Origin of the sequence: Acaryochloris marina MBIC11017 (genome assembly GCF_000018105.1) — a bacterium.
In the GTDB taxonomy this organism is placed as follows: Bacteria; Cyanobacteriota; Cyanobacteriia; order Thermosynechococcales; family Thermosynechococcaceae; genus Acaryochloris; species Acaryochloris marina.
In genome coordinates this window covers 3,479,110-3,504,354 of record NC_009925.1, presented here as the reverse complement: position 1 = coordinate 3,504,354, position 25,245 = coordinate 3,479,110, and the positions used below count along the sequence as shown (strand labels likewise).

The following is a 25,245-nucleotide window of genomic DNA, read 5'->3' as shown; positions in this document are numbered from 1 at the left end:
TTGGGTAAATATGCAGAAACATAACCCAGAAAATCGCGAGATTACTCTGTCATGGTTCATCTTTGGGCACTATGTGAAAGGGGTCAGCTGGACTCATAGGCGATCCATCCTCTTTCAGACATCGTGGATACCGATACACTATTGCCATATCACTCCATTACCATGCCGATGCAAGAAGCCATGGATGCTGTAGCTCTCAAGCGACACAGTATCAAGTCTCTATCCCGGTTAATGCCCCGTTTAGAAGTTCGCTATGCGGACCAAATTGATCAAGGGACGTGGCAAAGCTATGTTCAGCGCATTAAAACCCACTTCCCCCGTTTATTTGGCTTGCTGTACCAGCTGTATGGCCATCAGTATGACTTTTTCTATCATCTAGAACAGATTTTAGATTCAACCACCCATATGTGGATGAAGCGGCCCGATGAACTGAAGGCCTTGGATGTGATGCGAGAAGCAGATCCCCACTGGTATCAGTCCCATCGGATGGTGGGGGCCATGTGTTACGTCGATCTCTTTGCCGGTGATTTGAGTGGGATTCGCGATCGCATCCCGTATCTCACGGAGCTAGGGATCACCTACCTCCATCTGATGCCTTTATTCAAAACCCTAGAAGGCGACAATGATGGGGGCTATGCCGTCAGTAGCTATCGCGAGGTCGATCCCTCCCTCGGCACCATGGAGGAACTGGCTGATCTCGCCACTGAACTACGGCAACATGGCATTAGTCTGGTCCTGGACTTCGTGTTTAACCATACGTCCGATGAGCATCAATGGGCCAAGCAAGCTATGGCAGGCGATCGGGAGCATCAAGAGTACTACCGGATGTATCGAGATCGCGAGCTACCCGATCAGTTTGAACAAACGGTTAATTCAGTTTTTCCCGATGAGCATCCGGGTTGTTTTACCTACCGCACCAAGATTCGCAAATGGATTTGGACGACGTTTTGTAATTACCAATGGGATCTCAATTACGAAAATCCCACGGTTTTTAGCCATATGGCTGAGGAAATGCTATTCCTGGCCAATGTGGGGGTCGAAGTGTTACGGCTAGATGCCGTGGCATTTTTATGGAAGCGCTTAGGAAGTACGTGTGAGAATCTTCCAGAAGCCCATTTACTGATTCAAGCCTTCAATGTGGTGTTGCAAATCGCGGCTCCAGCAATGGTTTTCAAATCAGAAGCGATCGTCCACCCCGATGAAGTCAGACGCTATATCAGTGAAGAGGAATGTCCGCTGTCTTACAATCCACAGTTGATGGCCCTGCTATGGGAAGCGCTAGCAACCCGGAATACTCAAGTGTTGCGCCATGCCATGCAGAAGCGATTTGACCTGCCAGAAGGTTGTGCTTGGGTCAACTATATTCGATGCCATGACGATATTGGCTGGACCTTTTCGGATAATGATGCTTGGGAACTCAATATCAATCCGTTGCACCATCGGCAGTTCTTGACAGCCTTTTATACCAATCGATTTGAAAATAGTTTTGCCCGCGGCCTGCCTTTCCAAGAAAACCTAGAAACCCAACTTGCTCGTATTTCTGGAACCACCGCTTCTCTATGTGGTCTTGAGAAAGGGCTCTATGAACAGGATTCAGCCCAAGTGGAGCTGGCCATCCGGCGAATCTTGCTGCTACACGGCATTTTATTAACCATTGGAGGCATTCCCCTTCTTTATTTAGGAGATGAGCTAGGTATCCTCAACGACTATGACTATGGTCAATCTCCCGAGAAGGATGGGGATAGTCGATGGACGCATCGACTTACGTTCGATTGGGAACGGGCTGACTCGCGCCGAAATTCAGAAGAAGTCTGGGGGAAAATCTATTTGGGGCTGTTGAGGCTGATTCATATTCGTCAGCAAAACCGGGCTTTTACGGGTTCAGAAACAGTCGTGATGGATCCTGGCAATGATCATGTGTTTGGCTATTTCCGCCACCATGATGATCAAAGTGTGTTGGTGCTCGGCAACTTTACGGAAAGTGAGCAGGCCATTGTGGGGAGACGGTTACGGTTACTCGGCATGCGCAAAACTTTTACAGATATTGTGTCAGGAACCACGATCACCGCGACCCAAAAGCTGATGCTAGATCCTTATCAATTTATGATTCTGATTGGCGTTCGATAATAGCTACCTACCCCTGACACCGTAAAAATATATCTTGTCGAGTTCTTGACATTCACTGCCTACGGTAAAGGCTGTTTCTTTTGGCTTTATGCCACGTTTGCAATGAGCAAACTTTCAGAATCTGCCTACCTAGTAGCCTTGTATCGAGCCTTGGAATCAGAGCGTAGTGACGCACTCTTTCAGGATCCTTGGGCACGACAGTTGGCGGGTGGGCAAGGACAACTTTGTCAGGCCCTATTAGGAGATGTTCAACAGTATGCAGATGTGATCGCGATTCGGACTCATTTGATTGACAAGCTGGTCCAAGAGCGAATTGCTCATGGCAACATTGGTCTTGTGATGAACTTAGGAGCAGGTCTGGATACTCGGCCTTATCGGCTGAACCTTCCATCATCTTTGATCTGGTTAGACATCGACCTGCCAGACATATTGGAGTATAAGCACCAAACACTCCTGGGGGTAAAACCTCGATGCATCCTCAAGCGAATTAAGGGGAATTTAGTAGATTCAACTTTCAGACGCTCCCTTTTCTCTGTTATCCATCAACTCTCAAAACCCGCTCTTGTGATCACTGAAGGTCTCTCAGGGTATTGGACTGAACATCAGGTTTCTAAACTCGCTGCCCATTTAAGTCAACAGGACCGTATCGGCTGGTGGATATTAGAATTAGCTGCACCGACCGTATTAAGGGGTTGGCATATGCAATACAGCCAGACCCTTTATGATCAATACATTGGGAATGGGGAACCTGCTTTTAAATTTGCACCCCAGCAAGGACCGGAATTTTTTCAAACTTGGGGTTGGCAGGTTGCTCATCAATATGATGTCCTGGACAAATTGAGTCATCTACAACGAGCAACCCCCTTGGTTCACCTCAGAGCAGTCATGAAACGAGTACTCGGAAAACTCCACATCCCACAGGCCATACCTAGCCAAGTTGTTCTGCTGACTCACCCAACAGGATCCAGAGCAAAAAGGAACAATTCATGGCTACCATCTGGGCAATAAACACGATGCATCATCATCTAGAGAGAACCACCACATGAGAATTCTGCTAGTTGAGGATGATGATCGGATTGCCAAGCCCCTAGCCGAAGATTTGCGTCATCAACATTACGTCGTCGATGTAGCAGCAGATGGTGAAAGCGGCTGGCACTATACCCAAACGGCTGACTATGAGCTGATTCTATTGGATCTTATGCTGCCGCGTTTGGATGGGATTAGTCTCTGTCAACAATTGCGTCGCTCAGGATATAGCGGGTTTGTGTTGATGCTCACCGCCAAGGATACCTTGACCGATAAAGTGATGGGCTTAGACGCGGGTGCCGATGACTATGTGGTCAAACCGTTTGAGTTAGATGAATTGGCTGCTCGCATCCGCGCGTTATGTCGTCGTCCCCCTCAGATACAGCCTTCCATTCTGAAACAGGGTGCTTTACAACTTGATCCGATTCACCATCATGCTCACTATGGTGAGACCTTGCTAGATTTAACGCCCAAAGAATATATTCTGCTAGAACATTTACTTCAACATCCGGGGCAAGTCTTTACCCGCGCTATGTTGCTAGATCGTTTATGGGAGCTGGATCGCGCCTCAAGTGAGGGCACGGTCAAAACGCATATTAGTAACCTGCGCTGTAAATTAAAAGCAGCCGGAGGGTCTGACCAGCTAATTGAAACGCTTTATGGTGTGGGCTATCGTCTGAATCCGCTTCTTCATTCCTAGAGGTTATGCATTGTTTCGGAAAGTTCGATTGCAGCTCTTAGGATCCTATCTGATGGTTTTGGCGGGGATTATGGTTGTGTTTGCGATCGCAATCCGTACCACCTTCGCCTATACCCTGCACCATCAGGTCAGCCAACGATTGCAAAATTTAGTGAAAGCGGGAAGTCTTGAACTCGAAATTGAAGACGGTCGCCTTGAACTCGATCAAGAAGATCTAGTGCGTGACCTTCAATCTCTGCAATGGTACGACCCTACAGGTCAGTTGGTAGGAACCCAAGGCCAGCCCGCCTCCAATCTGCCTTTAGACCCCCAACAACTTGTTCGACTTCAGACTCACGCCAACCTCAAATCCATGACGGTGCCAGTTCAAGACCTCAATACTGGGCAGTTGATTGGCTTTGTCCGCGCCAATGAATCGTTAGAGGCCGTCAACCAAACCCTTCAACAGCTCGATTGGGGCTTAGGCGGTGGCGCTATTCTAGCGATTGTTCTCAGTGGAATAGGAGGAACCTGGTTAACCGCCCGAGCCATGCATCCCATTGAGCAGAGCATGCGCCAACTCCAGCAATTTACAGCCGATGCCTCCCATGAACTGCGCAGTCCTCTCACGGCGATTAAAACCAATGCAACCGTGGCCCAAAAATATCCCGAAGGGATGCGACAGACCGATGCTGAGAAATTTCAAGCCATCCTCAGTGCAGTAAATCAGATGACTGCACTCACAGAATCCTTACTGCAATTGGCCCGACTTGACCAGTCTTCAGAACAGCATCAAGATCCCATTAATCTTTTGCACACCTTAGAGGAACTGAGTCAGCATTACCAACGCCAAGCTCAATCTAAAGGCATTACCCTGACCACTCAATTGGCAGAACCCACTTGGGTCTTAGGCCATGAAGATCAGCTTCGACAAGTGTTGGTCAACCTGCTGGAGAATGCCTTGCGATATACCCCAACTGGAGGAGCAGTACAAGTAAGCAGTACCAGAGTCGGATCATCCATCCTGATTCAAGTTCAAGATACGGGCATGGGAATAAAAGCGGAGCACCGGGAGAAAATCTTTGACCGATTTTGGCAAGCGGACACGTCCCGGTCGTATCAGACAGAAGGATGTGGTCTAGGGCTAGCCATTGCTCGTCGTATTGTTCAACTTCATAAAGGGAACATTGCTGTGGAAAGTGAATGGACACAAGGAAGTTGTTTTTCTATAAAACTCCCTCTGTATGACTCTTCTCCTGAGCGATGATGCACTTCAAGCAGCATTGGGTCGCTAAACTTCACTGGCTTGGCGCACTATGCCTTGATCAAAGCAGTTACCATCAACGCCAATACCTTGAATACTCAGCTTGTCTTTGAAGACCTCAAGAGCCGCAAACCCAAATTGTGAGGTTGCAAACGCGGTCCAAGCAGATGAATGGCAAGGCCGTAACTTTGCCCCACCAATGCCGCAGGTTAGATAGGTGGTGCCACGAATCGGTTGAGTCCGCTCGTAATGGTGTTCATGGCCATTGATATAAAGCTGTACACCATATTTGTTAAACAACGGAGGAAGCTGCTTTAAAAGCATTGAATGGCTAGGAACATGGCCCATCAATGGTCCCCATGATTCAACCAAATGCTGAAATGCACCATGCCAACCTGAAGAATAGATATTGTGGTGTCCCAACACAATTTTCCAGGTCGCTTGTGATCGAGATAATGCTTGTTCTAACCATTCGAGTTGGGCAGTCCAATGATTGCCGGGATTAGTATCTAGCGCAAAAAATTGAGCCAGTTCATCCCCAAAGGTGTAGTATCGCCCCAGCATGTTGTACCCCGGATAACGAAGCTGATCCTTACCTTCGTTAGACCGAATATCATGATTACCTAAAACGGCATGAAACGTCACACCATTCTGCAGTAAATCGTTATAGGGCTTTTCAAATACGTTCTTGACTCGGTGAATATCTCCTGAGTTGTAGATGTTATCCCCCACAAGCCAAACCAGAGAAAAGGGATATTGCTTGCAGTACGCCATCATGGCTTGAGCAACCTTAAACTGAGGCCGTTTTCCTGTGCCCACATCCCCCACTGCGACGAATCGTAGGTGAGATAGAGCTGAATCCGGTATCTGAGTTCTGCTATCCAACCGTTCTTGGATTGGCTCCTGGGATTGAGCCTGATGATGCAGAACGCCAACTCCCAAGCCAGACAGGCTGACTAGAGAGAGAAACTTTCGCCGATTAAAAGACATACCTACCCAGAAATCTGCATCGAGTTCTCTACAAGAGACCAGCTCACCCGCATGAGCGTGGGCCAGCGGTAGAGAAAACTGCTTTCGCAGATACTTTGAACGGAGAAGGTTAAAAACTCGACAAGATTCTTACTCCATCTGCATGAGTTGAGCAGTGCAGGTCAATGTTCTACACATCATCCCTAAGCTGAACAACAGCAGAAGATAACGAATCTGGCGTCTGCACCGCTTCCAGGGTTCTGTCACCCACTGACGTAAATATTAGAAAAGCCCCCATACCAGCCATAATCGCGTTTTCGGCAAAGCTGACAATACCTAATGGCGTCTTCGTATTCCCGCCTACGCAGGCACAGTTCAACGCCAGTTTATCGATATAGACTGCCTTGAACACAGAGATAGCCCCACTGGTTCCAATCAACAGTGAACTAATTCCGGTTAACAGTGGTGCCACTCCAGACAAGAAACCCAGGCCAATCAGCAATTCAGCAAAGGGGTAAGACTTGGCATAGGGCTTGAATGTTTTGGTAATCAGGTCATACCTCTGAAATCCTTCAGCAAAGGCATCCAGGTCCATTAGCTTCAAGGATGCCAGCATTGAAAGTGACACCCCCATAAAACCAGTCATTCCTAACGAGGTTGCAAGAGTAATCAGGCCAGCCGTGGAAAAGAGGGCAACCACAGGGGTGTAGGAGTAGTCAGCAGCCTCAACTTCCACACCGAAGTGTTGTGCTAGATCGGTATAGCCCCCGATGCATTCCTCTCCCATGAAAATTTGTGGTGTGGTGGGCACGTCATGTTTTGCTTTAAATGCCTCCACCTCTTCCTTTGAGCGTAATGGGTGGTCTTCATACTCAATGCCTTGCTCCTTGAGCAAATGGATGGCCTTCAGGCCCCAAGGACAGTCATGGTCTGGGGTTGACATTCGATAGAGCTTAACGGGTGTCTGGGTTGTGTTTAAGGTCGTCATCACTCACCTCCCTGTACGATTGGAGTCATTCATAGGCTAAACCCTACAGTTGACTAGAGAGTCAAGGGGCAAATATCGCGCACCTGGGTGATGGGCTTGACCCTACAGTTGACTGTAGGGTTTAAAGTAAAGGTAGTTTTCTACTCAACGAAAAGATGACAAGAGCCACACGCCTGAAAATTGGTGAGGTTCGACAGCAAACTGGGGTTGCTGTTGGGGCGTTACGATACTACGAAAGCTTAGAGTTAATTCACTCGGATCGAGGAGACAATGGCTACCGCTATTATCCCCAAGAGACCGTGCAGCAGGTGCAGTTTATCAAGAAGGCACAAACCTTGGGGTTCTCCTTAGAGGAAATTCGAGAAATCCTCAATATTCACCAACAAGGGGACATCCCTTGTGAACGGGTGCAGTCGATGCTGCAAGGCAAGATTGAACAGCTTGACCATCAAATCCAGCAGATAATGTCTTTTAAATCTGAATTGGAACACTATCGAGATCGCTGGGCCACCAACCAGCCCCGACCTCAACCCGGTGATATCTGTCCTTTGATTTCAACCGTTTCCTTGTAACGCTTATGCGAGTATTACTGGTCGAAGATGAACCGGATCTGGGCGCTGCCATTCAGCGCACTCTCACCCAGGAAGCTTATATTGTGGATTGGGCGAAAGATGGCAGGGAAGCTTGGGGCTATCTAGAAAGCCAGTGGACCCAGTACACCCTGGCGATCTTCGACTGGTTATTGCCGGGATTGTCCGGGATAGATCTGTGCCAGCGACTTCGGGCTCAGCAGAGTCCTTTGCCCGTCCTGATGTTGACCGCCAAGGATCAACCGGAAGATACCGCAACAGGGCTGGATGCGGGAGCGGATGATTATCTGGTTAAACCCTTTCGCAAAATTGAATTACTGGCCCGTTTGCGGGCACTGCAGCGACGATCGCCCCATTTTCAGCCTCAACAACTTCAGGTGGGGCCGCTCACGTTAGACTATGGCACCCACAATGTCTCTATCCTGAATCAGGAACAAGGTCAGAGCGTCTTGTTGACCCATAAAGAGTTTCAGCTTTTAGAGTATTTTATGCAGCATCCCCGACAAATTGTGAGTCGCGATCAGATCCTTAACCAGCTTTGGGGCGCGGAAGCCGACACCATCAGTAATGTGGTAGCTGCCCTTATGCGTCAACTGCGACGTAAGCTAGCTGAACTGGGCTGTGACGATGCCATTGAGACCGTCTATGGGGTGGGTTATCGTCTCCATCTAACCCATGAATGAGCGGACGTTATTTCGTCAGACCCGATGGCGGTTGGCAAGCTGGTATGCCGGGGTGATGGGTATTATTTTGACCCTCAGTGGCTTTGGTGTCTATGAGGCGATTGATCATGCCCATCGAACGGCTGCAGATCGAGAATTGCAAGCGATCGCAGGTCGGTTACACGACAATTTAGAGCGAATGCTCATTCAACCTGGCGAACTTCCCACCAGTGCCCAGCGCTTTTTGCCGGATTCATGCGTTAGCTCAAAACCCTGCATAACGTCTGCTAGCGCTGCAGAACATTCACCGGGGGAGATGTTTCAGGGCAGCTATTACATTCGGATTTTAGATAGCTCCCAAAAACTACTTGCCAAAGCTGGGCTGAAACCCAACGGTCTAGCATCCTCTTCGTCTACGACAGCGTGGCAATATCTTCAGGACGAGGACAACATTCGCTACCGCCAAATCACTATCCCTTTGCAAAATCCTGATGCGCCCCTTTGGGGATACCTGCAGGTGGGAAGTTCATTGAAGGAGTCTGATCAATATCTAGCCTCCGTCAGACTGATTCTGTTTATGGGCTTACCCCTAGCCTTGATCTTTGTTGGCCTAGCAGGCTGGTGGCTTGCTGGACGAGCGATGCAACCGATTCGTCAGTCCTACCAGCAAATGCAGCAGTTCACAGCAGATGCAGCCCATGAGTTACGGACGCCAATTGCTGCCGCTCAAGCGACGGTGGAATCTGTTTTGGATACATCTCCCCTTTCAGAAGTCGAGACGCGCGAAACGTTGCAGGTTTTGGATCGACAGCAGCAGCGTTTGTCTCAATTAATTCAGGACTTACTGTTGCTCACCCGCTTGGACCGTCAAGTTCAAACTCATCCAACTGGCTCCTGCTGTGTACAGGATTTAGTCCATGACATTGCCGAGGAATTAGCAGCTTTAGCATTGAATAGACAGGTTCAGCTCATCACTGAGATTCAGGCTGAGCAGCGCTTGCAAATGACTGGGGATGAGGCCCAGCTGTATCGCTTAGTGTTTAACTTGGTGATTAATGCCATTCAATACACACCCGAGGGGGGCAGGTTATCCTTTCACTCGCTGACAATGATCAGCAGGCTGTTCTCCAGGTGAAGGATACAGGCGTTGGTATCGCTGAAGAGGAGCAGGAAAAAATCTTTGATCGGTTTTATCGGGTAGATTGCGATCGCAACCGACAAACGGGCGGCTCAGGCTTAGGACTGGCAATCGCTTGGGCAATTGCCCAAAAACATCAGGGACAGATAACGGTGCAGAGCCAGCCTAGTAAAGGCAGCCTTTTTACGATCCATCTACCGATTCTCCCTACCTGAGCGAAACTTACCTGTTGAATCCAAGGTTTAAAGTACAGCCATTTCTCCAATAAGATTCCTGCATTTCTTCATCTCATTCTGATTTCATATTGTTTTGCCAGGATTTTAGAAGGGATCGATCCATTACGCCCCAAGACGACTCATAGCACCTGAATAACGATATGCCCTCTCAACAATCCTTCAAACGACTGGCGGCCTTAGCCTTTGCTGCAGCCTTAATCATTGGCCAAATTCCAAACCCAGCAGCAGCTGAGCAACGGAATCTTGTCGCCCATCCCCGCACGTCCTATCAACTGTCCTTCTACAATCGTCATCGCCGTAGCTATCGGGTCGCTAGTGCGCTGCATTTTGCCCATAGTAAATTGCATGACGTGCTCTTACTGACGCCTTTCAAACAACACACCCAAGAAGATGCCAAACTCTACCAAGAAGTGTTGGATTACGACGAAAGCCCTCCTCGGATTGAACCACCGATGGAGTTGTTTGCACCCTTTGCAGCCCGTGCCACTTGGCGATTGTTTCGTACCATAGATTCCGTCCATCTCTTACACGAGATGACCGAAGATGTGATGTCTGACAAAGATATTGCTTGGCATGAGAAAGAAGAAAAGTTACTGGAGACTTACGACTACTATCGCAAGACCTACAAGGATATTGCCTTAAGTCCTGCGCCCTTAGATATGACCATGCGGCGCGCAGCAGTGATGATGAAGCCTTACTTCGCGTTGACCCGCAACTATTACCCCAAGAACAATAATTTCTTCTATGCTGCTCACTGGTGGCATCCTGCCCTTTACGAGACCATGATGATGAGCGGCAATGGCGATGCCCAAGATAAATTTATGAATCAGATGGAAGATCTGTTTGGTGAACAAGTCGTTCCTGCCCCACCAGGGCGGATGCTGTTGAGTTGGGAATTATCACCACGCTACAGCCGCTTATCCCCCGAGACCGCCAACGTCTTTGATAATCTTCATATGCTTCACGGCATTACCTACGATATTTTTGCCTATGATGGCTGGACCGTTGAGCAGAAACGCACAGAGCTTTACCGCGTTTTGGGTGCCATGGCCTATAAGCCAGGAGATGAAAACCTAGTTCGTAAATTTGAACTGACGAAACCAGAGGTAAACCCACTGGACTACAACGAGTGGGTTCAGGAGGTTGATGGTGAAATGACCCGGATGATGACCGAGATGCTGGATGAAATGATGCCCGTCATGATGCAGCACAGATCTTCCCCCTCCAGTGAAATGCAGCATCAGGGCATGGCTCACCATCAAGGCAGCAGATCTCAGCATCCTATGTCATCAATCATGAAACACCAAGGAACCGAACATTCCCACAGTGAGATGCATGGCAGTATGCAGCAGGAGGGCATGACGTCCCAGAGCGACAACATGGCTCAGCATGGGATGTCGCCAGAAATGCATCAAATGCATCAGCAGTTGAAAGCCCAGCTCAAACTGAAGCTCACCCCAGGCATCCAAGACGGCGAACTTCCTGGATCATTTATGGACGCCATGATGGCACTGATGCCCCAAATGCAGATGCACCATGAGGGCATGAAACCTGGATCAATCAACCCGGTAATGGTAGAAGCGATGATCAAGGGATGGCAACAGAAGTATGGCAATCTGCCCGATGTTGAACCCATGCCCATGAGCGATGAACCTTCAGGCATTGCATTAGCTCAGTAAGCAACCTAGTTTCAACCAGTTAGGTCCAGAGCCGCATCTGGGCTTCAAGCTTGCATGTTTTTTAACACAAGGAGTGTAGTTATTTTGCGTATTTCGCCGTCTTTACTAGTGAGCTGTACCTTTAGCTTGACCTTATCCATCTGGGGCATGAGTCCAGCCCAGGCTGCCGACCACTTAAATCTGGAAGAAGGTTTACCCACGGAAGTTGAAGATGCCTATCCAATCCCCTACAAAGGCTTAGAAGTACAAAGCCTACTCCGCTATGAACGCAACGGTAATGAAGATCGGCTGCTGATCGAACCTAGGTTGGAATATGGGATTGCACCAAATACCCAAGCCCGTATCTCAGTCCCGTTTTCATTTGGGGATGGGGGCGAAGACAATATTGAAGATGTAGGTGTAGAACTGTTCTATAACTTCAATACAGAATCAGTTTCCGTCCCAGCTTTTGCCATTTCTGTGAGCGCAGATTTACCGACGGGACCAGAGAGTGCCAGTGTTGATCCAACCGTTCGGCTACTTGCCACTAAGACAATTGGCAATGCCAATATGGATCGGCTGCATTTAAACCTCGGCTATAGCCATAACTTTGCGCCTCAAGCTGGGGAGCGCCGAGATCAGTTTTCTGCCATTTTGGGCTATAGCCGCCGTATTAATTCCGATACTATGCTGGTGTCAGACTTTGTATTTGAGCAGGAAAAAGAAGCTGATACAGATGCTTATTTACTGGAATTAGGCATAAGACATCAACTGGATCCTTTGACTGTATTTTCTATTGGCGCAGGTGCGGGACTCACCAGTGATTCTCCTGATGTACGTGTCACATTGGGAATCCAGCGTTCTCTTTAATTGAGATCAAAGGGTAGGTTGTCAGCCTTCAAAACGAGAAACTGCTTACGTTTAACCTTAGCCATTTCATCTCCAGTGCCCCTCACCTCAGAGGTTGCTTGTTACGATGACAGAAGTGGAGAATCGGTTTGCATTAAGACATTGTGATTGTTGAAAAAACCTTAGAACTGCTGGAGTGGGAGCGATTATGCCAGCATCTGTCAACCTTTGCGGCAACTAAGTTAGGGGTGGCCGCAGCAATTGAGCTGCCGATTCCTGATACGGTTGAAGCCAGTGAAACCCTATTGCAGCAAACCCAAGAGGTTTATGACCTAGAAACTCAGCTTTTGACTGCACTGACCTTTGAGGGGATTCATGATATTCGAGCAGCATTGGTGCGATCGCAACGTCAAGGCATTCTCAGAGGCGAAGAGCTACTGCAGGTTGCCACAACCCTGTTAGGCAGCCGCAACCTACGTCGCCTCATCAATCGTTATCCCGAATTAACCAGTCTTAATCAGTTGGTGGCCGACCTGCGTACCTACCCTGAATTAGAGCAAGAAATCCGCCACTGTATTGATGAGCAAGGGGAAGTTGCCGACCGGGCCAGCGAAAAATTGATGGGGATTCGTGAACGTCAGCGGCAGGTCCGCAATGACGTCCAAACCATCTTGCAGCGAATTTTGCAGAGAAAGGGAGCGGCATTACAAGAGCGACTGATTACCCAGCGCAGCAATCGGTTTGTGGTGCCCGTTAAAGCCCCCCAAAAAGATGCGGTTCCCGGCATTGTTCATGATGCTTCCACCAGTGGAGCCACCCTCTATATTGAACCAAAGGCCACGGTAGAGCTGAATAATCGGCTGCGGCAACTCACCCGCCAAGAACAAGCAGAAGCCGAAGCCATCCGCCAAGCCCTCACGGAAAAAGTGGCAGAGGTCCATGAAGACTTAGACGCCCTGCTACAAATCGTGACGTTAGTGGACCTTGCCACCGCCCGCGCCCGATATAGCTATTGGTTAGAGGCCAATCGCCCCCGCTTTGTCAACCGCGCAGCAGACACCCTGACCCTGCGACGTTTGCGCCACCCTTTACTAGTCTGGCAACAGCAGCATGAGCAAGGCCCCGAAGTGGTGGCCATTGACGTGACCATTCAACCTCAAATCCGCGTGGTGGCGATTACGGGTCCGAATACTGGCGGTAAAACCGTTACCCTAAAGACCTTAGGTTTAGCGACTCTGATGGCAAAGGTAGGACTATTTGTCCCTGCCCAAGAACCGGTGGAGCTACCTTGGTTTGATCAGGTGCTGGCCGATATTGGCGATGAACAATCATTGCAGCAAAGTTTGTCCACCTTCTCCGGTCATATTCGCCGAATTCAAGAGATTATTGCCGCACTAACTGACCAATCTTTAGTGCTGCTGGACGAAGTCGGTGCAGGTACTGACCCCTTAGAAGGAAGTGCTCTAGCCATTGCCTTATTGCGATACTTAGCCGATCAGGCTCAGCTCACCATTGCCACCACCCACTTTGGCGAACTCAAAGCTCTGAAATACACAGACAATCGATTTGAAAATGCCTCGGTGGAATTTGATGATGCCACCTTGCAGCCCACCTATCGTTTGCTCTGGGGGATTCCGGGTCGCTCCAATGCCTTGATTATTGCCCAGCGATTGGGGCTAAATGAGCAGGTAATCGCCCAAGCCCAGGCCCAGATGGATGGCGAAACCGATGATGTTAATCAGGTGATTGCCGGGTTAGAAACTGAACGTCGTCAGCAGGAAACTAAGGCTCAAGCCGCCGCCCAACTGCTGCAAAGTACAGAACAGCTCCATGAGCAAGTGGCCAAGAAAGCTTCGGATCTGAAAGTTCGAGAGCAAAAACTGCGGCAGCAGCAAGAGAAAGCCATTCAAGAAGAAATTCGCCGAGCCAAACAAGCGATCGCACAAGTGATTCGCGACCTCCAACAACAGCCCAAGTCCGCCCCTGCCGCCCAGGTTGCCACCGAACGTCTAGAAAAAATTGCCAACCAGCGACTTCCCTCGCGCACCAAGCCCAAAGCGCCGCCTCCCAAGGGGTTTCAACCTCAAGTCGGAGATCGGGTTCGCATTCCCAGCATTGGCCAGAAGGCAGACGTGATTAAGATTACGCCCACCAACGAGCTGGTGGTTAAGTTTGGGATGATGAAAATGACCGTCAAGCCCACGGAGATAGAGTCCTTAACGGGCGAGAAGGTCGCACCTCCCCCCAAGAAAACGGATAGTGCACCTAAAAAAGGAGACAATACACCTAAAAATTCGGCTCCCATGGTTCGCACCTCCAAGAACACCTTGGATATCCGGGGGTCTAGAGTCGCCGATGCCGAAGTGGTGATTGAAGATGCGATCGCAAAGGCCCAGGGGCCCCTGTGGATTATTCACGGTCATGGTACCGGTAAACTTCGTCAAGGCGTCCAAGCCTATTTATCGCAACATCCCCTTGTCTCTCGCTATGAATTTGCCGAACAGGCTGATGGTGGGAAAGGCGTAACCATTGCTTATTGTGGCGTTTGAGACTGTAGCCTTTTAACCACTCAAACAGAAAGCCTTTATGTTTTGTAATCGGATGTTAGGCCTCGCAAGGATTTAGGGCAATCTAAAAGGGCATTTTCTGGGTATTTTGTGTGAAAATTAAGCGTCTAACCTAATTCCCAGACTTGACTGCTCCTGCTGAGGATTGCGATTTATGACGAGCCAACCAAGCACCCAGGTGAAACAACCATGGTTAAACCTTGCGGCTGTACAAGCCAGTTTGGAGCGTCATCCCCTAGTTGTCACCCCCCAAGCCAGCTTAAAAGAGGTGGTCTTGTTGATGAGCCTAGGGCGGGAAGGCAAAGCGAACGCCGCTCGCCCCCAACGCTCTAGTTATGTCCTTGTCCAACACCAGCAGAAGTTAGTGGGCATTCTGACAGAGCGAGACATCGTTAAGCTCAGTACAACCACAACAGACTTTAGTCAGGTCAGCGCCAGTGAGGTCATGAGTACGGAACTCTATACCCTGCTAGAGACTGAACTGCAGGATATCCTCACCCCGCTTACCCTCCTCCAAACACACCATATCCGCCATTTACCGGTTCTGAACGACACGGGTGGACTGATCGGTGTCATTACCACTGAGAGCCTGCGTAAAGTTCTAGAACCAACCATGTTGCTGAAGTTGCGGCATGTCAGTGAAGTTATGACCCCAACGGTCGTCACGGCTCCTCCCTCAGACACCATTCAGCAATTGGCCCAGCGGATGGCCATGCACCAGATGAGTTGTGTAGTGATTGCCCAGCAGCAGTCTCAAACCAGTGGGGTTCAACCTCTAGGCATCATCACCGAGCGAGATATCGTCAAATTTCAGGCGCTTAGTCTCGATCTCCAAACCACTTTGGCTGAAACCGTGATGAGTCAGCCGTTGGTCTGTCTCAACCTAGATGACAAACTTTGGGATGCCCATCAAACCATGCAAGACATGCAGGTTCGCCGCCTCGTGGTCATGGGGCAGCAGGGTGATTTAGCCGGTATTTTGACCCAAGCGAGTATTCTGGATGCTCTCAATGTGCCGGAAGCCCATCATACCGCCGAGGTTCTGCATCATCAGGTCGAACAGATACGCGACGACCGCATCTTATCTCTCCAGCATCAAAACCTCAATCTCGAGAAAAAAGTCGAGGCGGATGCAGCCACCTTATATTTCTGCCAAGAGCGCTTTCGCGTCATGTTTGAACAAGCCGTGATCGGCATTGCCCATGTCGATCTGCAGGGGCAAGTCATGCTGGCCAATCAACGGTTTTGTGACCTATTACAGAGAACGCCCGCCCAAGTCACCCACACCCCCATGAATGATGTCCTGCAGATGCCCCAGGTCGGAGGGAACTGGCAAGAGACGCTGCACGCTCAAACCCAAGATTCGATTCAGATAGAGCATCACTATCGTCATCCTCAGGGCCATTCAGCCTGGTTAGATTTGACCATCTCCCTAGCTACAACCTCAACCGGGGCGCCCGATTACTTTATTGTGATGGTGCAAGATATTAGCGATCGCAAACAGGCAGAGTTAGAACGTCAAAAACTCAATCGAGAGCTAGAAACCCGAGTTTCCTTGGGAATATCCGCCTTTCGAGCGAGTGAGAAACGCTTTCGCATGTTGTTTAATGCTGCTCCCGATGCGTTATTTGTCGTTGATTTCCAGGGTGTGATTCGCCGAGTGAATCAGGCAGCAATTCAACAATCTGGATATAAAGCCTCAGAACTCTTGGGTAGTGTGCTCAAGACCTACTTGAGTGAAGCCAGTCAAGCCGCCTGTGAGACTTATGTAGCCCAGTTAGTGGACCAGGGGAGCTATCACCAAACCCTGGAATTCATCCACAAAAACGGGACCCCTTTAGTTATCGATTGCTCCTGCAACGTGGTGACAGATCCAGCCAGTCAAGAGCCCTATATCTTGATGGTTCAACGAGACATTAGCGATCAGGTGCAAGCCGACACTGCCTTGCGAGAGAGTGAGCAACGGTTTCAGCAAATGGCAGATTGTGCCCCCGTACTGCTATGGATGTCAGGGGTGGATAAACAATGCACATTTTTTAATCAACAATGGCTGGAATTTACGGGACAGACTATGGCCCACGAGCTGGGCAAGGGTTGGGCTGAAGGAATACATCCTGAGGATCGTCAAACCTCTCTAGACATTTGTAAGACTGCCTTTGATGCCCGTGAACCCTTTTGTATGGAATATCGTCTCCGACGCCATGATGGTGCCTATCGATGGCTCATTGATATGGGTACCCCCCGCTTTTTACCCAATGGAGAGTTTATCGGCTATATCGGCTCCTGTGTAGACATCACCGACCGCAAGACTTTAGAAGATAAGGTTCGCTCCAGCGAAGCCCAAATTCGAGCGGTATTTAATGGTATGACGGATATTGTCTTTGTTTTCGATACCGAAACTCAACAAATCAATGCCATTCCGCCTTCTATCGTTTCACCCGATATGGTGGAGACAATCAATCAAACAGCTGAAGTATTGCTCCTCGAAAATGAGCAAGCTCAAGCCTTTCACGAGCATATCCAGCAAGCGATCAACAGCCAAGAAACCGTTACCTTTGAGTATCAATTGCCTTCGACATCGATACCAGCTTGGTATGTCGCCAGTATTACGCCCCTATCGCCAACATCTGCTATTTGGGTGGCCCATAACATCACAGATCGCAAGTATATGGAACAAGAACTGTTCCAAGAAAAAGAACTGGCCCAGGTCACCCTGCAATCCATTGGTGATGCGGTGATTACGACGGATGCCCAAGGCCAAATTCGGCATCTCAACGCAGTGGCTGAACAGCTGACAGGATGGTCCTGTTTTGAAGCCCAAGGACATCCCATTCATGAAGTGTTTCAGGTGGTGGATGAAACAACGCGCCGTCCAGATATTCAGCTGATTGATTCCGTTTTAATGACCGGCGAGATTGCCATCTCCGAACATCAAGCCCTCTTAATTGCCCAGGATGGCCAAGAATATGCCATTGATCATTCAGCAGCACCGATTCGCGATCGCAACACCACGATCCTCGGTATCGTTGTGGTCTTTCGAGATGTCAGCCAATCTCGTCAACTCTCCCAACAAATGACCTGGCACGCCAGCCATGACTCTCTCACCGGCTTAGTCAATCGCTATCAATTTGAGCAGCTGCTCCAGAAAGCCTTACAGTCTGCCCATCGAGATCAGCTCCAGCATGTTCTGTGCTATCTCGATCTCGACCAGTTCAAGATTGTCAATGATACCTGTGGTCATGCCGCCGGGGATGAACTGCTCCAGCAGGTAGCAGAACTCTTCAAACACACCATTCGAAGCACCGATATTATCGCTCGCTTAGGAGGAGATGAATTTGGGTTACTCCTGCACCAATGTTCCATAGAGCGAGCCCAAGTCATTGCCGAACAACTCCGGCAGCGCTTACAAACCTTCCGATTTAATTGGAATCAACAGGCCTTTAGCATTGGTCTCAGCATTGGCCTAGTGGCCATTAATTACGATAGCCACAATCTGTCTAGCCTGATTAGTGCAGCCGATGCCGCTTGTTATGCTGCTAAAGCTCGCGGCCGCAATCGCATCCATGTCTATCAGCTCGATGATCTAGAATTGGTCCAACAGCGGGGAACCCAGCGCTGGAGCCGTCGCATTAAGCAGGCATTAGAAGAAAATCGGTTTCGCCTCTATGGGCAAGCCATTGTCCCCGCCGACCCAGAACAGTCGGAGATCCACCAATGCTGTGAGGTGCTTCTCCGCATGGTGGATGAGCAAGATCAGGTGGTCAGTGCCGCCACCTTTATTCCTGCAGCTGAGCGCTACAATCTGATGCCAGAAATTGATCGTTGGGTGATCAGTCAGTTTTTAGTGGATCACTTTAACCCTCCCCAAATGCCGAAAACTGGGGGAGATCAGCCTTTCCCCTATATGATCAACCTCTCCGGGGCCAGTATTGGCGATGAGCAGTTTTTGCAGTTCCTACAAGAGCAGTTCCAGCGTTATCCCCATGCTGCTCCCCAGATTTGTTTCGAGATTACGGAAACGGCAGCGATTTCTAATCTCAATCAGGCCATCACGTTTATTAATGAACTCAAGCAATTAGGCTGCAAATTTGCCCTGGATGATTTCGGCAGTGGGTTATCGTCTTTTGCCTATTTGAAGACCTTACCCGTCGATTATTTGAAAATCGACGGTCACTTTATTGAGGATATGGCCAACGACCCAGCCACTCAAGCGATTGTGGAATCGATCAACCACATTGGCCATGTAATGGGTTTACAAACCATTGCCGAGTCCGTCGGCGATCTCTCTACCCGGAAGCAGCTCCAGAGTATGGGAATAGACTATGTCCAGGGATATGGGATTGCCTTACCCTGTTCTCTGACCTATGCTTAATCCCTCAAACCGATCCAAGCCCCATTTTTTAGGAGGTCTCTTCCGGTTGCATCAATTGGTCGAGCCAAATCTCAGCTTTGTTCTCCCAATTTTCCGCCACCCGAAAACTGCGATTAGCCTGTTCCATTAGAATCCCTTGATCAACCAAGCGGCTCAGGGATTGCTTCAGACGCTCATTGCTGTGGGGCAAACGACCATCTTTCTTCGCCAACCGGACATAAAAGAACAAAGACATAAACCGACCATAGGAATTATGCTCTGGATCCGTTTCTTTAAAAGCACTGTGTACCTGATCCAGAATAATTTTCCACTGTTCTCGGGTGAGGGGACCCGAATCTTGAGAGCTAAATTCTGACTCGGCTTCTGGATCTTCATCTGGCAAAAACAGTTCTTTAAATCCAGATAGGGTTTTAATTTGAACTTGTCCAGCCTGAGCAGCTGCATCAACAAAAGCACTGAAGTTCGTAAAAGAAGCAGCATCTGGCCGTGTAATCGAAGCCACCCCCGCATAGGTATATTTGACATTGGCCCGCATCAGGCGATCAACCGCACCAAAACGGGTGCTTTTGCCTTGATCCCGTGCTAGGTTAATAGCCGCTAGTAAGCAGGCAACCGCATCTTCATAGCTAATGGTTTGGGTGAGCCGTTGGGTGGGGGCAGCCTCTTCGGTGTCTTCGGTATCTAACTTCTCAGTATCTAGCTTTTCTAAGTCAATAAATTCATCCGCACTCAGTAATAGCTGATTGCTGGCCACTTCAGCCCGGCCAATTAAGGTCACCTGCTTTTCCAGAGTTTTTAAGGCATTCACCAGGGGCACAAAATCCCGATCGCCCGTGACAATAATAAAGTGGCCGACATCAGGATATTGATACGCTGTATTTAAACAGTCAACGGTCAACTTAACATCAACCGCATTTTCTTTACCCGTGGAAACATGAATAGGCTCAAACCCTAAACTATATAGGGCCTGCACTAAAGATTCTTTTTCTCGTCGCCAATTGGAGTAGACGATTTTCAGGCGCGTATGACCTTGGGATTGGGAATACTCCACCAAAGATTCAGCCAGGGGGGCCTGGATACCTTGGGCCGCAATTTTGACATTTTCATAATCCCAAAAAACAGCAACCTCGCCTGGAGCTGATTTAGGCGCAGGCGTCGCGGATACAGGGGATGGATTCGTCTTAGGAGGAATCTGCATCTGCAGCGTGCCAGCATTTGCCAGGGTGGCAGGGCGGCGACGATCCTCAGTCGCAATTAACCCTGTGGCATAGGTCGCAGAGAGGGCTGCCAAACCTGTCACGGAAGCTCGCCGGGCATCACGGTCGGAGAAGTAGGTCACCCCAAAGGCGATGGCAAAGGCTAACGGACCTAATCCTAGAATCAATCCTTGTTTACTGAGTTGCACCATTGATATTTAGATTCCATGACTTTTACCAATCACCCAATGCCGACGGAAAAACCGAGATAAGTCTGCTTCTTCCATTGATAAATAAATCGGTCGTCCATGGGGGCAGGTGCGCGGATGACGGGTTTGCTGCCATTGATCCAACAAGTTTTGCATCTCCAACAGGTTGAGGGCCATGCCATTGCGAATGGCACTCCGGCAAGCAGTGGCGGCTAAGGCTGCTTCAATACTCTCACATTGACTGAGTTCAATCAGGGCCGCTTCGCAATCCGGGCGTTCCGCTAGCCGTTGTGGGGCCGAGCGAATGGCCCACAGCTGATGGCCAAATTCCGTAATATCAATACCAATATCCGTGAGCTGCTCCACCTGTCTCTCGGTTAAATCTCGTAGCATCATCGGTGGGGTTAAGGGCACTAAATGCCAGTCTTGCCCCAACTGCTCGTAGAGAACCCGCTCATGGGCAATATGCTGCTCCACCAGCCAGACTCCCGAAGGATGCTCTGCCACAATATAGGTCCGGTGCAACTGGGCAATGGCCTTCAGGACATTAAAGCCGGACTCCCCCGCTGCTTGCTCAGGCTGGGAAGATAACAGGGATGGCTGCTGTAAGTGATAAACCCCTTTAGCCTCCGCCACTTTCATCAATTGGCGAATTTTCTGAGTATGACCTGAGTCCTGAATTTCAGCAGGAATTTGCAGCGCTTCCTGAATCGTCGTGGTTACGGCAGGTCGCCACTGGTCCAAATGCCGCAGATAAATCTCGGTTTTAGCAGGGTGCCGGTGCCAGTCTACATGCTGAGGGTCAGCATGGAGATGAATAAAGCATAGAGGATGACGATGGCGGGGTAGGGTTTGTCGAAACGCCCCTAGGATGGTTTGCTCCAAGGGGTGAGACTGGCCTGCATCTTCACCGCTGACTTGAACACAGCGACCATTGACCGCTACCTTTACCCAGTCAGGACGATGGCGATGGCAGCGATCGGGTAAGCCCAACACTACTTCCACTACATTATTTCCTGGTAGATCGGGAATCTGACAGCGATGATGGCATAAATCTCCAGGCTGCAGGGTCGCCAAGAGCTGGGGAAGAATATCTTGAGCCGCTTTGGCTGGGGCAATACTAAACCACAAGCGATTATTTTGCTGTACTTGCCAGGTGACCTGGGGGTGGCACAGGGCATAGTCATGGATGATGGTTTGCACCCCTCGCATTTGCCGTGCTGGATCGGGGAGAGCCTGTTTGCGGGTCGGCCAGTCTTGGAATAAATCTGCCACGGTGGCAACGGTACCGGGTGCGATCGCAACCGTCTCTTGGGCCACCACATGGCCTTGGTGATCGTATCGAACTCGGCACCCCTGAGCCGATCCCACAGGTCGGCTGCAAATCTCTAATCGTCCCATTTGAGCCAAACTATGGAGGGCCTCGCCTCGAAACCCCAGGGTCTGGATATCCCATAAATCTTCTTCCCGCTGTAGTTTGCTGGTGGTATGGGGCGTAGCCGCTTGAGCTAGATTGGCAGCAGTGAGACCTTGGCCATTATCAACGACTTGAATTCGCCAATCTTGGGGCCAGAGGGAGACACTGATGCGATCCGCTCCAGCATCTAAGGCATTATCCAGGAGTTCCCGCACGACAGCCCCGAGGGAATCAATCACCTCTCCTGCCGCAATTCGATGAACCAAATCAGTTCCCAGAGGCTGAATCTGAAGATCGGGGGCGCACTCTACCATCTCAACAGGTCACCGGCGTTAAAAAGTGGTGAATATGCTGTAGATAGGTGGAGGTATCTTCCAACATGGGGAAATGCCCCGTTTGGGCCATCCTCACATAGTCAATATTGGGATTCAAAGCAGCAGCTTCCTCCCCCGAGTCCGCTGGAACAATCTGATCCTTATCCCCCGACACAATTAACGTGGGCGTTTGGAGCTGGGCAAATTCTGCAGACATGGCCGTTGCCACCGACTCACTCACAGCAGACAATAAGGTTCCCAACGCAGCGACTGCATCTGCCCCCACATAGTCCGACACAAACCCTCGGCGTTGGTCAGCGGCAATGGGCCGATGGAGAAAGCGGGCCATAAACAGCCGATCTAAGAGGGGCACCTGGGCCAGCCAACGAGGCCGTAATCGCACCACCCACTCACCCACCTGATGAAACTGACGGAATTCTTCCTCATCATATTCAAACAACCCACTACAGGCAAGAATCGCTTGCTGAACTCGCTGAGGATATTGATTGAGGAACAAAGCACCAATCGTCGATCCCATGGAATGGGCTTGGAGAAACACTTGCGAAATCTCCAAAGCATCCAATAAAACCTCTAAATCTTCCACATAGGATTGAATCGTATATGTCTCGACATCTCTAGACGCCCGCAGTGAATCTTGGGATTGCCCAAACCCACGGAGATCGTACAGTAAACAATCAAAATCGGCAGCCAGCGCTTGGGCGATAGGTCGCCAATAGCGACTCGAACCTCCCCAACCATGGAGAAAGACCATCACAGGCTTTCCAGATCTCAACTGACGAGGGTCTTGCGTCACCCATTCATAGTAGTGATCATGACCGCGAATGAGAGCCTGAGGCATGAAATAAATGTGACCGAAACGAACTTATGCAGATTCTGGGGTCGAGATGGCGGAAGGATGCACCAACAACTCAGCCGTCGACCGCTGTTCCACCATCGAGCGAGTAATCAGGCATTGGGTCAGCTCTTTACGAGATTGGGACGGTAGCTCATACATCACATCCAGCATAATCTCTTCGACAATAGCCCGCAGAGCCCTGGCTCCCGTCCTGCGTCGATAGGCTTCCTGAGCAATGGCGCGAATCGCATCAGGCTGAAACTCCAGCTCTACCCGATCCATCCGCAATAGCTTTTGATATTGCTTCACCAAAGCATTGCGTGGCTCCGTCAGAATCTGACAGAGTACATCTTCATCCAGAGCATCAATCACAGACATCACCGGAATCCGACCAGTAAATTCAGGAATCATCCCAAATTTGACTAAATCTTCAGCTTCCAAATCTCTCAGCATATCGGCAGTGCGCTGCTCTTTTGCTCGGAGTTCACCATCTTGGATGAATCCCATGGCTTTTTTGCCCGTCCGCTGCTCAATAATTTTATCGAGACCGACAAACGCCCCACCACAGATAAATAGAATGTTAGTGGTATCGATTTGAATACAGTCTTGGTAAGGGTGCTTGCGCCCACCTTGGGGAGGAACATTAGCCACTGTCCCTTCCAGCATTTTTAACAGAGCCTGCTGCACCCCTTCGCCAGACACATCTCGCGTAATCGAAGGATTCTCACTCTTACGAGCCACCTTATCAATTTCATCGATGTAGATGATCCCTCTTTGGGCTTCCTCTACATCCAAATCGGCAACCTGGAGGAGTCGCAATAGAATATTTTCGACGTCTTCCCCTACATAGCCAGCCTCTGTCAAGGTTGTGGCATCTGCCACCGCAAACGGAACATCGAGCATTTGAGCCAATGTCTGAGCCAGCAACGTTTTGCCACATCCTGTAGGACCGATCAGCAAAATGTTGGATTTTTGTAATTCGATGGCATCATCCAACTCAGCAACAGAATCTGCCGAAGCTTGGCTAATACTCAAACGCTTGTAATGGTTATATACGGCAACGGACAAGACTTTTTTCGCTTCGTCTTGTCCGATGACATGTTCATCTAAATATGACTTGATATCCCGTGGTTTAGGAATCTGATTGAGAGACAAGGGAGCAGATTGAGACCGTTTACGCTCTGCCACCGGGGCTCTACTGGCAGCAGGCATACTACTAGCCGTATCGAATAGCTCTTCGTCCAGAATTTCATTGCACAAATCTACGCATTCATCGCAGATATAGACCCCCGGCCCAGCAATTAATTTGCGGACCTGTTCTTGAGATTTACCACAAAATGAACATTTGAGATGGGAGTCATATTTAGACATGGCTTTCTCTTAGTGGACTTCACTGACGGCTTCAGAGTGGTTAGGAAGATTTTGTCTAGTGAGGACTTGATCAATCAAACCATATTTTTGTGCCTCTTCTGCAGACATAAAGAAATCTCTCTCGGTGTCTGCTTCAATCCGCTCAAACGGCTGCCCTGTATGGCCTGCCATAAGATGATTAAGATTGTTTTTGAGGTACAAAATTTCTTTAGCTCGAATTTCAATATCTACCGCTTGACCTTGAGCACCGCCCAAAGGCTGATGGATCATAATTCGCGCATTTGGCAATGCCATTCGTTTGCCTGCAGTACCTGCACATAAAAGGAACGCACCCATACTAGCTGCTAAACCAAAACAAATGGTACAAACATCGGGGCGAATATGCTGAATGGTGTCGTAAATAGCCATTCCTGCCGTGATCGAACCGCCAGGTGAATTAATGTAAAGGTAAATATCCTGTTCGGGGTTTTCTGATTCTAGAAACAGGAGCTGAGCCACAATTGCATCCGCAACAGCATCATCAATGCCGCCCCCATTGGCAGAGCCACCTCCACCTAAGAAGACAATTCGCTCACGGAGTAAGCGAGAGTATATATCAAACGCCCGCTCGCCTCGACCAGACTGTTCAACAACCATCGGTACGATATTGCGAGGCGGCATATAGGTAGGACTGGACTCACCAGACAGACCAGGATAGAAGTGATCAGAAGAATGAGACAAGATCATGGACCTCAACGTTAATCGTATCAATGGGTAG

17 protein-coding genes and 1 pseudogene are annotated in these 25,245 nt (G+C 49.5%); 11 read left to right on the top strand and 7 right to left on the bottom strand.

What is annotated here, in order from left to right:
- Positions 1-180 precede the first annotated feature (180 nt).
- From AM1_RS15695 to AM1_RS15680, 4 genes are all read left to right on the top strand, one after another.
- Entirely contained in the window at positions 181-2,127 is a 1,947-nt protein-coding gene (locus AM1_RS15695; protein ID WP_012163858.1) for an amylosucrase, read from the top strand.
- 102 nt (positions 2,128-2,229) lie between these two features.
- Complete coding sequence (locus AM1_RS15690) at positions 2,230-3,135, top strand: class I SAM-dependent methyltransferase (RefSeq protein WP_012163857.1); 906 nt, start codon at positions 2,230-2,232, stop codon at positions 3,133-3,135.
- A 34-nt stretch (positions 3,136-3,169) separates the two neighbouring features.
- Positions 3,170-3,853, top strand: a complete 684-nt coding sequence (locus tag AM1_RS15685; protein WP_012163856.1) for a response regulator transcription factor — start codon at positions 3,170-3,172, stop codon at positions 3,851-3,853.
- A gap of 10 nt (positions 3,854-3,863) precedes the next feature.
- Entirely contained in the window at positions 3,864-5,099 is a 1,236-nt protein-coding gene (locus AM1_RS15680; RefSeq protein WP_041659901.1) for a sensor histidine kinase, read from the top strand.
- 24 nt (positions 5,100-5,123) lie between these two features.
- Here AM1_RS15680 and AM1_RS15675 read toward each other — a convergent pair whose 3' ends face one another.
- Positions 5,124-6,086 (bottom strand): metallophosphoesterase, encoded by a 963-nt coding sequence (locus tag AM1_RS15675; protein WP_012163854.1) that lies wholly within the window; start codon positions 6,084-6,086, stop codon positions 5,124-5,126.
- A gap of 169 nt (positions 6,087-6,255) precedes the next feature.
- Positions 6,256-7,053, bottom strand: a complete 798-nt coding sequence (locus AM1_RS15670; RefSeq protein WP_012163853.1) for a glutaredoxin — start codon at positions 7,051-7,053, stop codon at positions 6,256-6,258.
- 155 nt (positions 7,054-7,208) lie between these two features.
- Here AM1_RS15670 and AM1_RS15665 point away from each other — a divergent pair, with 155 nt between their 5' ends.
- The 7 genes and pseudogenes from AM1_RS15665 (at position 7,209) to AM1_RS15635 (ending at position 19,125) form a co-directional block, all read left to right on the top strand.
- Positions 7,209-7,625: a heavy metal-responsive transcriptional regulator gene (locus AM1_RS15665; protein ID WP_012163852.1), complete on the top strand. Its 417-nt coding sequence runs from the start codon at positions 7,209-7,211 to the stop codon at positions 7,623-7,625.
- Positions 7,626-7,630: 5 nt separating this feature from the next.
- Positions 7,631-8,326, top strand: a complete 696-nt coding sequence (gene rppA, locus AM1_RS15660; protein WP_012163851.1) for a two-component system response regulator RppA — start codon at positions 7,631-7,633, stop codon at positions 8,324-8,326.
- A pseudogene (gene rppB, locus AM1_RS15655) lies at positions 8,319-9,658 on the top strand (two-component system sensor histidine kinase RppB). The gene rppA and the pseudogene rppB overlap by 8 nt, the downstream one beginning before the upstream one ends.
- 161 nt (positions 9,659-9,819) lie before the next feature.
- Positions 9,820-11,358, top strand: coding sequence for a hypothetical protein (locus tag AM1_RS15650; RefSeq protein ID WP_012163850.1), 1,539 nt, complete (start codon positions 9,820-9,822; stop codon positions 11,356-11,358).
- An 84-nt stretch (positions 11,359-11,442) separates the two neighbouring features.
- Complete coding sequence (locus tag AM1_RS15645) at positions 11,443-12,207, top strand: hypothetical protein (protein WP_012163849.1); 765 nt, start codon at positions 11,443-11,445, stop codon at positions 12,205-12,207.
- A 143-nt stretch (positions 12,208-12,350) separates the two neighbouring features.
- Entirely contained in the window at positions 12,351-14,735 is a 2,385-nt protein-coding gene (locus AM1_RS15640; RefSeq protein ID WP_012163847.1) for an endonuclease MutS2, read from the top strand.
- Between the two features lie 172 nt (positions 14,736-14,907).
- Positions 14,908-19,125: a PAS domain S-box protein gene (locus tag AM1_RS15635; protein WP_012163846.1), complete on the top strand. Its 4,218-nt coding sequence runs from the start codon at positions 14,908-14,910 to the stop codon at positions 19,123-19,125.
- Between the two features lie 28 nt (positions 19,126-19,153).
- Here the strand turns inward: AM1_RS15635 and AM1_RS15630 are convergent, their stop codons facing one another.
- Genes AM1_RS15630 through clpP form a run of 5 tightly spaced genes read right to left on the bottom strand, consistent with a single transcriptional unit; the run spans position 19,154 to position 25,214 of the window.
- Complete coding sequence (locus AM1_RS15630) at positions 19,154-20,533, bottom strand: NYN domain-containing protein (protein ID WP_012163845.1); 1,380 nt, start codon at positions 20,531-20,533, stop codon at positions 19,154-19,156.
- A gap of 6 nt (positions 20,534-20,539) precedes the next feature.
- Positions 20,540-22,261, bottom strand: a complete 1,722-nt coding sequence (gene mutL / locus AM1_RS15625; RefSeq protein ID WP_012163844.1) for a DNA mismatch repair endonuclease MutL — start codon at positions 22,259-22,261, stop codon at positions 20,540-20,542.
- A 1-nt stretch (position 22,262) separates the two neighbouring features.
- On the bottom strand, positions 22,263-23,120 hold the full coding sequence (locus AM1_RS15620; protein WP_012163843.1) for an alpha/beta fold hydrolase: 858 nt from the start codon (positions 23,118-23,120) through the stop codon (positions 22,263-22,265).
- A gap of 24 nt (positions 23,121-23,144) precedes the next feature.
- Positions 23,145-24,488, bottom strand: coding sequence for an ATP-dependent protease ATP-binding subunit ClpX (gene clpX / locus AM1_RS15615; RefSeq protein ID WP_012163842.1), 1,344 nt, complete (start codon positions 24,486-24,488; stop codon positions 23,145-23,147).
- 9 nt (positions 24,489-24,497) lie between these two features.
- Positions 24,498-25,214 carry an ATP-dependent Clp endopeptidase proteolytic subunit ClpP gene (clpP, locus tag AM1_RS15610; RefSeq protein WP_010476616.1) on the bottom strand — a complete coding sequence of 239 codons (717 nt, stop codon included), beginning with the start codon at positions 25,212-25,214 and terminating at the stop codon, positions 24,498-24,500.
- Positions 25,215-25,245 lie beyond the last annotated feature (31 nt).